Origin of the sequence: Pelomonas parva (assembly GCF_043555835.1) — a bacterium.
In the GTDB taxonomy this organism is placed as follows: Bacteria; Pseudomonadota; Gammaproteobacteria; order Burkholderiales; family Burkholderiaceae_C; genus Pelomonas; species Pelomonas parva.
The window spans coordinates 240,132-248,147 of the sequence record NZ_JBIGHV010000011.1 but is presented as its reverse complement, the minus strand read 5'-3'; the positions used below and the strand labels follow the sequence as shown (position 1 = coordinate 248,147).

The 8,016-nt window shown below is 66.8% G+C and carries 7 protein-coding genes; all 7 read right to left on the bottom strand.

All coding sequences use genetic code 11. The features are described from left to right. Positions 1-126 precede the first annotated feature (126 nt). The 7 genes from dnaB to ppsA all read right to left on the bottom strand — a co-directional run bounded on the left by dnaB (position 127) and on the right by ppsA (position 7,891). A complete protein-coding gene (dnaB, locus tag ACG00Y_RS25495) occupies positions 127-1,551 on the bottom strand; it encodes a replicative DNA helicase (RefSeq protein ID WP_394483851.1) in 1,425 nt (474 codons plus the stop codon). 145 nt (positions 1,552-1,696) lie between these two features. Then, on the bottom strand, positions 1,697-2,149 hold the full coding sequence (gene rplI / locus ACG00Y_RS25490; RefSeq protein ID WP_394483849.1) for a 50S ribosomal protein L9: 453 nt from the start codon (positions 2,147-2,149) through the stop codon (positions 1,697-1,699). A 12-nt stretch (positions 2,150-2,161) separates the two neighbouring features. After that, on the bottom strand, positions 2,162-2,452 hold the full coding sequence (rpsR, locus tag ACG00Y_RS25485; RefSeq protein WP_348011635.1) for a 30S ribosomal protein S18: 291 nt from the start codon (positions 2,450-2,452) through the stop codon (positions 2,162-2,164). Between the two features lie 28 nt (positions 2,453-2,480). Then, entirely contained in the window at positions 2,481-2,792 is a 312-nt protein-coding gene (priB, locus tag ACG00Y_RS25480) for a primosomal replication protein N (RefSeq protein WP_394483847.1), read from the bottom strand. Between the two features lie 51 nt (positions 2,793-2,843). Next, positions 2,844-3,209 (bottom strand): 30S ribosomal protein S6, encoded by a 366-nt coding sequence (gene rpsF, locus ACG00Y_RS25475; RefSeq protein ID WP_394483865.1) that lies wholly within the window; start codon positions 3,207-3,209, stop codon positions 2,844-2,846. A gap of 145 nt (positions 3,210-3,354) precedes the next feature. Further along, positions 3,355-5,421, bottom strand: a complete 2,067-nt coding sequence (locus tag ACG00Y_RS25470; RefSeq protein ID WP_394483845.1) for a sodium:solute symporter family protein — start codon at positions 5,419-5,421, stop codon at positions 3,355-3,357. Positions 5,422-5,494: 73 nt separating this feature from the next. Then, positions 5,495-7,891, bottom strand: coding sequence for a phosphoenolpyruvate synthase (gene ppsA / locus ACG00Y_RS25465; protein WP_394483843.1), 2,397 nt, complete (start codon positions 7,889-7,891; stop codon positions 5,495-5,497). Positions 7,892-8,016 lie beyond the last annotated feature (125 nt).

The following is an 8,016-nucleotide window of genomic DNA, read 5'->3' as shown; positions in this document are numbered from 1 at the left end:
CGCCTCGCCTCCCAAAAACTCCCAGCAACTGCTATGGATTGAATATCTTCCTGGGAGTTCTGACCATCGGCGATCACCCCGAATCCCCAGTGTTCATGCGGGTTGGCGGGGTTCTGCAGGGCCGACTCAGTACTCGTCGCGCTCCACCCCGACGTACCCGGGCGCGAGGTTCTCGAACTTGGTGTGCATGCGCTGGAACATCAGCTTCACCGTCCCCACCGGACCATTACGCTGTTTCGCAATGATGATCTCGGCGACCCCGGGCTCCTTGCACTCATCCTTGGTGTAGTACTCGTCCCGGTAGATGAACATGATGATGTCCGCGTCCTGCTCGATGGCGCCGGACTCGCGCAGGTCGGACATCATCGGCCGCTTGTCGGGCCGCTGCTCCACCGAGCGGTTCAACTGCGACAGCGCGATGACGGGGCAACGCAGTTCCTTGGCCAGCGCCTTCAGGCCGCGCGAGATCTCGCCCAGCACCGTCGCGCGGTTCTCCTCGCTGCCGCCACCGCTGCCGCTCATCAGCTGCAGGTAGTCGATGACGATCAGCCCCAACTGGCCACTGATGCGCGCCTGACGGCGGGCGCGGGCCCGCACCTCGCTGGGCGACAGGCCGGGACTTTCGTCGATGTAGATCGCGGCCTTGCCGAGCTTGTCGACGGCCTCGGACAGCCGCCCCCATTCATCGTCCTTCAGCTGGCCGGTGCGCAGGTGGCTCTGGTCGATGCGGCCGATGGAGCCCACCATCCGCAGCGCCAGCTGCGCCGCGCCCATTTCCATCGAGTAGATGACGACGGGCAGGCCCTCGTTGATGGCCACGTTCTCGGCGATGTTGACCGCGAATGCCGTCTTGCCCATGGACGGGCGAGCAGCCAGCACGATGAGGTCGCCGGGCTGCAGGCCGGCGGTCTGCTTGTCCAGGTCGTAGAAGCCGGTGCGCACGCCGGTCACGTCCTGATGCCCGGCCTCGGCCAGCTCGTTGACGCGGTCGATCAGCGCCACCACGAGGTTGTCCATGCTCTGGAAACCCTGCTTGTTGCGCGAACCCTCCTCACCGATCTTGAAGATCTTGCCCTCTGCCTCGTCCAGGATCTGCGTCACCGCGCGGCCCTGCGGGTTCATCGCGGCGGTAGCGATCTCGTCGCTGGTGGCCACCAGCTTGCGCAGGATGGCGCGCTCGCGAACGATCTCGGCATAACGGCGCAGATTGGCGGCGCTGGGCACGCTCTGCGCGATGGAGTTCAGGTAGGACAGACCCCCGCACTCCTCGGCGCGGCCGACCGAGGTCAGCTCGTCGAAGACGGTGACGACGTCCGCCGGCTTGCCCGCGTTGATGAGCTTGCCGATGGCGGCAAAGATGTGCTTGTGCTCGAAGCGGTAGAAGTCGCTGTCGGTCAGCAGGTCGCCGGCGCGGTCCCAGGCGGAGTTGTCGATCAGCAGGCCACCGAGCACGCTGTACTCGGCCTCGACAGAGTGAGGCGGCACGCGCAGCCGCGCAACTTCGTCGTCATGCGGTGCAGAGGAAGAGGAGGCGGGAAAGATCGCGGACATGCCTGTGGATAAAGCTGTTGACGAACTGGGGGCGGACGGTGGACCTGGCGGGAAAACCTGGCCCTGAAAGACAGAAGGCCGAAACCTCGGGAGGCTTCGGCCTTCTTGAATGTTGCGGCCAATTCAGGCCGCAGCACAAGCCTGATTACTCGGCTTCTGCAACCACCTGGACATTGATCTCGACGACCACGTCCGTGTGAGCGGCGACGCCGACCGGGAACTCGCCCACGGTCTTCAGCGGGCCGTTCGGCAGGCGCACCTGCGACTTGGCGATGGCCGTGCCGGCCTTCGTCAGCGCGTCGGCGATGTCGGCGTTGGTCACCGAACCGAACAGGCGGCCGTCAACACCGGCCTTCTGGGCGATGCGGACGGTCTTGCCGGCGATGGCTTCACCCAGCTTCTGGGCTTCGGCCAGCTTGGCAGCGGCGGCTTTTTCGAGTTCCGCGCGGCGAACTTCGAATTCCTTGATCGCGGCCTCGGTGGCGCGGCGCGCCTGCTTGGTCGGGATCAGGAAGTTGCGTGCGTAGCCGTCCTTGACCCGGACCACGTCGCCGAGGTTGCCGAGGTTGGACACTTTTTCGAGCAGGATCACTTGCATGTCGTCAGCTCCTTAGACCTTGTGCTGGTCGCTGTACGGCAGGAAGGCCAGGAAGCGCGCGCGCTTGATGGACACCGTCAGCTGACGCTGGAAGAAAGCGCGCGTGCCGGTCAGGCGAGCGGGCGTGATCTTGCCGTTCTCAGACACGAAATCGCGCAGCGTGTCGATGTCCTTGTAGTCGATCTTTTCGACACCGGCGACGGTGAAGCGGCAGAAACGCTTACGACGGAACAGCAACGATTGTTGGTTGCGCTTGGGCTTCTTGTCTTTGGAGAAGCGACCTTTACCACGTGGCGGGGGCATAGAGGACCTCTGTTAAATCTATCCGGATTCAATGATTTCCGGGTTCTTGTGGAGCAGCGGGTTCGATCACGGTGACATGGGCGATGAAGCCCCGGCCGTTGCGCTGGTGGGTCAGGAAACCGCGGAACACCGCGACACCACCGACTCCCAGCGCCTGCAACTGCTTGGCCAACTCGCCCACCGCAACCGCCTTGATCTCCAGGGAGACCTTGCGCGGCTTGCCGGCTTCGATGACTTCGGACTCGGCCTTGAGGCTTGCGTCCAGGGCCATCAGCCCGGCGGGTGTGTAGCGAACTTGTCCGAGTTGCTGGATCTGCGCCTGCAGGTGAAGCTGGTTCACGCTTCAGGCACGCTGCTCGAAAAACCTGGTTCTTTAGCGATGAGCGTCAGCTCAGGCCGCTTCTTGCTGTTGCGGAGCCTTGCGGGCTTCTTCGCGCTCGACGGCCTTCATCATGACCGAGGGGGTCGTGATGGCCTTGTCCTGGACCACGGTGAGGTGGCGCAGCACGGCGTCGTTGAAGCGGAAGCCGGTCTCGAGCTCGACAAGGATTTCCTTGCTGACTTCGATGTTCAGGCACAGGTAGTGAGCCTTGGCGAGCTTCTGGATCTGGTAGGCCAGCTGACGACGGCCCCAGTCTTCGACCCGGTGCACGACACCACCACCGGTGGTGATCAGGCCCTTGTAGCGCTCCAGCATGGCCGGAACTTGTTCGCTTTGATCCGGATGGATCAGCAGAACGATTTCATAGTGACGCATGGGTACTCCTTGTGGATTCCAGCCGGGCGTTGTCGGGATGACCGCCTGGCTGAGGAAGCCGCACCACGGCGTCGACACGTGGTTACGGCAAGGGGGAACCCGCGATTCTAGCCGGCAATGACTGGAAATCCAAAATGGCGCGGGTTCAGCGCGCCGGAGGACTGCGCAGCGTGTCGACGAACTCGCGCTCTCGCGGCCCCGGCGCGGCGGTCAGCAGGCTGATCAGAACCAGCACCAGCGCCCCGGCCGGTACCGCAAAGAACCCTGCCGAGGCCGGGTGGATGCCCCAGACCAGCGTGGCCGGCCCGGGCAGGCCGATCATGGCGCGCAGCGCCGGGTGGGCGGTGACGAGATAGACCAGGCAGACCGCCAGCCCGGTCAGCATGCCGGCCAGCGCGCCGGCGCGGTTGGCGCGGCGCCAGAACACACCGGCCACCAGCGCCGGGAAGAAGGTCGAGCCGGCGATGGAGAACGCCGCCGTGACGACGGCCAGGATGTCGGCCGGCCGGTTGGACGCCACCGCCGCCGCCGCCAGCGCCGCCGCCAGCAGCAAGGCCTTGGACAGCGTGACGCGTCGCGTGCGCGAGGCCTCGGGGTTGATGGCCTTGTAGTAGAAGTCGTGGGACAGCGCGCTGGCGATGGCCAGCAGCAACCCGTCGGCCGTGGACAGCGCAGCGGCCAGCCCGCCAGCGGCGACCATGCCAGAGATGACGTAGGGCAGCCCACCCAGCTCCGGCATGACCAGCATGACGAGGTCGGGGTGGAGGTGCAGTTCGCCGAGCTGCAGGCGGCCGTCGCCGTTCAGGTCCACGGCCGACAGCAGCGTCGGGTCGACGCGCTGCCACTGGCGTATCCAGGCCGGCAACTGGTCGAAGCTCGTGCCTACGAGGCCGTTGAAGACCTCGGTCTTGACCATGACGGCGAGGGCCGGCGCGGTCAGGTAGAGCAGGCAGATGAAGACCAGCGACCAGGCGACGGACTGCCGTGCCGTGGCGACGGTCGTGGTCGTGTAGTAGCGCGTCAGCAGGTGCGGCAGGCCGGCCGTGCCGACCATCAGGCAGAACACCAGCGCGATGAAGTTTCGGCGCGCTTCGCTGGCCTGCGCCTGCTCGGCGGGGCTGCCGTCCGGGTTGCCGGCGAACGGCTGGCCGTGCGGCACCTGGCCGGCCAGCGGCTGGGCGAGCCGGGCCTCGGTGGCGCGTTCTCGCTGCCAGCGCTCCGCCGCTTCGGCGGGCGTGCGCGGCATGGCGGCGCGCTGCTTCTCGGCAGCCTGGATCTGCGCGAGCGGCGCGTTCTCGGCCTTCAGCGCGGCGACACGGGCGGCCGCCTTGGCCTGGTCCTCCGCCAGCGCGGTCGGCACGTCGGCCAGGCGCAAGGTGGCCGCGTCGGCGCGTTGCTGATGGATGGCGCGCACCTCCAGCTCGGCCGGGTCATTGATCAGCTCGCGCTCGCGCTCGGCAAGCTGGTGCAGCTGCTGGCCGTAGACCAGCTGCGGCAGCGGCCAGCCGGTCTGTTGCACGCTGAGCCAGATGACGGGCACCAGGTAGGCCAGGATCATGATGAGGTACTGGGCCACCTGCGTCCACGTGACGGCACGCATGCCGCCGAGGAAGGAGCAGACCAGCACGCCGCCCAGGCCGACGAAGACGCCGACCTCGAAGCTCAGGCCCGTCAGCCGCGTCGTGATGAGGCCCACGCCGTAGATCTGCGCGACGAGGTAGACGAAGGACACCAGGATGCCGGCGCCCGCGCCGACCAGGCGCAGCGTGCGGCTGCCGAAGCGCTCGGCCAGGAAGTCGCCGATCGTGAACTGGCCGAAGCGTCGCAGATAGGGCGCGATACATAGCGCGACAAGGCAGAAGCCGCCCGTCCAGCCCAGCACATAGGCCAGGCCCGCGTAGCCGCTGGCGTAGAGCGTGCCGGCCAGGCCGATGAAGGTGGCGGCGCTCATCCAGTCGGCGCCGGCGGCCATGCCGTTGTACAGCGGCGGCACGCGGCGGCCAGCGACGAAATATTCGGCGGGGTCGGCCGTGCGGCAAAGGATGCCGATGACGGCGTAGACGAGCACCGTCGCGCCGAGGAAGGTGTAGCCGATCCAGGCCTTGGGCAGGCCGCGCTGCTCGGCCAGGCCCAGGATCACGACGAGCGCGATGAAGCTCAGCGCGAAGATGACGTAGCGGCGGTGCAGGTGTTGATGAGGGCGGGCAGACACGGCCGCGATCATCGGCAATAAAAAGCCCGGGTCCCCTTGCGGAGAACCCGGGCTGGTCAGCAGGTGGCGCTGCTTACTTGGCGGCCAGGCGCTGCCAGGTCTCGATGACCGTGTCCGGGTTCAGCGAGATCGACACGATGCCCTCCTCGGCCAGCCAGTCGGCAAAGTCAGGGTGGTCGCTCGGGCCCTGGCCGCAGATGCCGATGTACTTGCCGGTGGCGCGGCAGGCACGGATGGCGCGCGAGATCATGGCCTTGACGGCCGGGTCGCGTTCGTCGAAGTCGCCCGCCAGCTGCTCCAGGCCCGAGTCGCGGTCCAGGCCCAGCGTCAGCTGCGTCAGATCGTTGGAGCCGATGCTCATGCCGTCGAAATGCTCCAGGAACTGCTCGGCCAGGATGGCGTTGCTGGGCACCTCGCACATCATGATGATGCGCAGCCCATCCACGCCGCGCTTGAGCCCGCGCTCGGCCAGCATCTCGACCACGCGCGAGGCCTGCTTCACCGTGCGCACGAAGGGCACCATGATCTCGATGTTGGTCAGGCCCATGTCCTTGCGCACGCGCTTGAGCGCCTCGCACTCCATCGCGAACGCGTCCTGGAACTCGCCGCTGATGTAGCGGCTGGCGCCGCGGAAGCCGAGCATCGGGTTCTCTTCGTCCGGCTCGTAGCGGCTGCCGCCGATGAGCTTGCGGTACTCGTTGCTCTTGAAGTCCGAGAGCCGCACGATGACCGGGCGCGGGAAGAAGGCGGCGGCGATGGTCGCGATGCCTTCGGCCAGCTTGTCGACGTAGAAGGCGCGCGGCGAGGCGTGGCCGCGGGCGACGGACTCGACGGCCTTCTTCAGGTCGGCGTCGATGTTCGGATAGTCCAGGATGGCCTTGGGGTGGACGCCGATGTTGTTGTTGATGATGAACTCGAGCCGGGCCAGACCCACGCCGCCCGAGGGCATCTGCGCGAAGTTGAACGCCAGCTGCGGATTGCCCACGTTCATCATGATCTTGATCGGGCAATACGGCAGCTCGCCGCGATGCACCTCGCTGACCTCGGTCTCCAGCAGGCCGTCGTAGATGTAGCCGGTATCGCCTTCCGAGCAGGCCACCGTGACGAGCTGGCCGTCCTTGAGCTTGTCGGTCGCGTCGCCGCAGCCGACCACGGCCGGGATGCCCAATTCACGCGCAATGATCGCCGCATGGCAGGTGCGCCCGCCACGGTTGGTGACGATGGCGCTGGCGCGCTTCATGACCGGCTCCCAGTTCGGGTCGGTCATGTCGGTGACCAGCACGTCGCCCGGCTGCACGCGGTCCATCTCGGCCACGCTCTCCACCAGCCGCACGGGGCCGGTGCCGATCTTCTGGCCGATGGCGCGGCCTTCGGCCAGCACGGCGCTGTGGGCCTTGAGCTTGTAGGCCAGCTCGACCTGACCGGCGGTCTGGCTCTTCACCGTCTCGGGGCGGGCCTGAAGGATGTAGATCTTGCCGTCGACGCCGTCGCGGCCCCACTCGATGTCCATCGCGCGGCCGTAGTGCTGCTCGATGATCAGCGCGTACTTGGCCAGCTCGGTGACTTCGGCGTCGTTCAGCGAGTAGCGGTTGCGCGACTCGACGGCCGTGTCCACCGTCTTCACCAGCTTGCCGGAGGCGGCCTTTTCCTCGGGCGACGCGAACTCCATGCGCAGCAGCTTGGAGCCCAGGTTGCGGCGGATGATGGCCAGCTTGCCGGCCTTCAGCGCGGGCTTGTGGACGTAGAACTCGTCCGGGTTCACGGCGCCCTGCACCACCGTCTCGCCCAGGCCGTAGCTGGACGTGATGAAGACGACTTCCTGGAAGCCGCTCTCGGTGTCGATGGTGAACATGACGCCGGCCGAGCCGAGGTCGCTGCGCACCATGCGCTGCACACCGGCCGACAAGGCCACGTCGTTGTGGGCGAAGCCCTTGTGCACGCGGTAGCTGATGGCGCGGTCGTTGTAGAGCGAGGCGAACACCTCGCGCATCTTGTGCAGCACCTCGTCGATGCCGACGACGTTCAGGAAGGTTTCCTGCTGGCCGGCGAAGGACGCGTCGGGCAGGTCTTCTGCCGTGGCGGACGAGCGCACGGCGAAGCTCACACCAGGGTTGTCGGCGGTGAGCTGCGCGAAGGACGAGCGCACGCCGGCTTCCAGGTCGGCCGGGAAGGGCTGGTTCTCGATCCAGCCGCGGATCTCGGCGCCGGCCTCGGCCAGCGCGCGGACATCGTCGGTGTTGAGCGTGGCAAGACGCGCCGCGATGCGCGCATCCAGTCCCTCGTGCTTGAGGAACTGCCGGAAGGCGTGCGCCGTAGTGGCAAAGCCACCGGGCACCCGAACGCCGGTCGCAGACAGCTGCGAGATCATTTCGCCGAGGCTGGCGTTCTTGCCGCCAACAGACTCGACGTCGCTCATCCTCAGGTTCTCAAACGGTACGACCAGGGCGGTCGCCTCGAACAGGGTGGACATGGGGAAACTCCGGGAGGTTGAAAAACCGGTGTCGTCGCGTCGTCCAGGCCCGGTGCCGAGCCTAAGGGCTCAAGGCAGGCGCGGCTCCGTCCATTTCTGGATTCTTCTGGGAGGAAGGAGGCGCG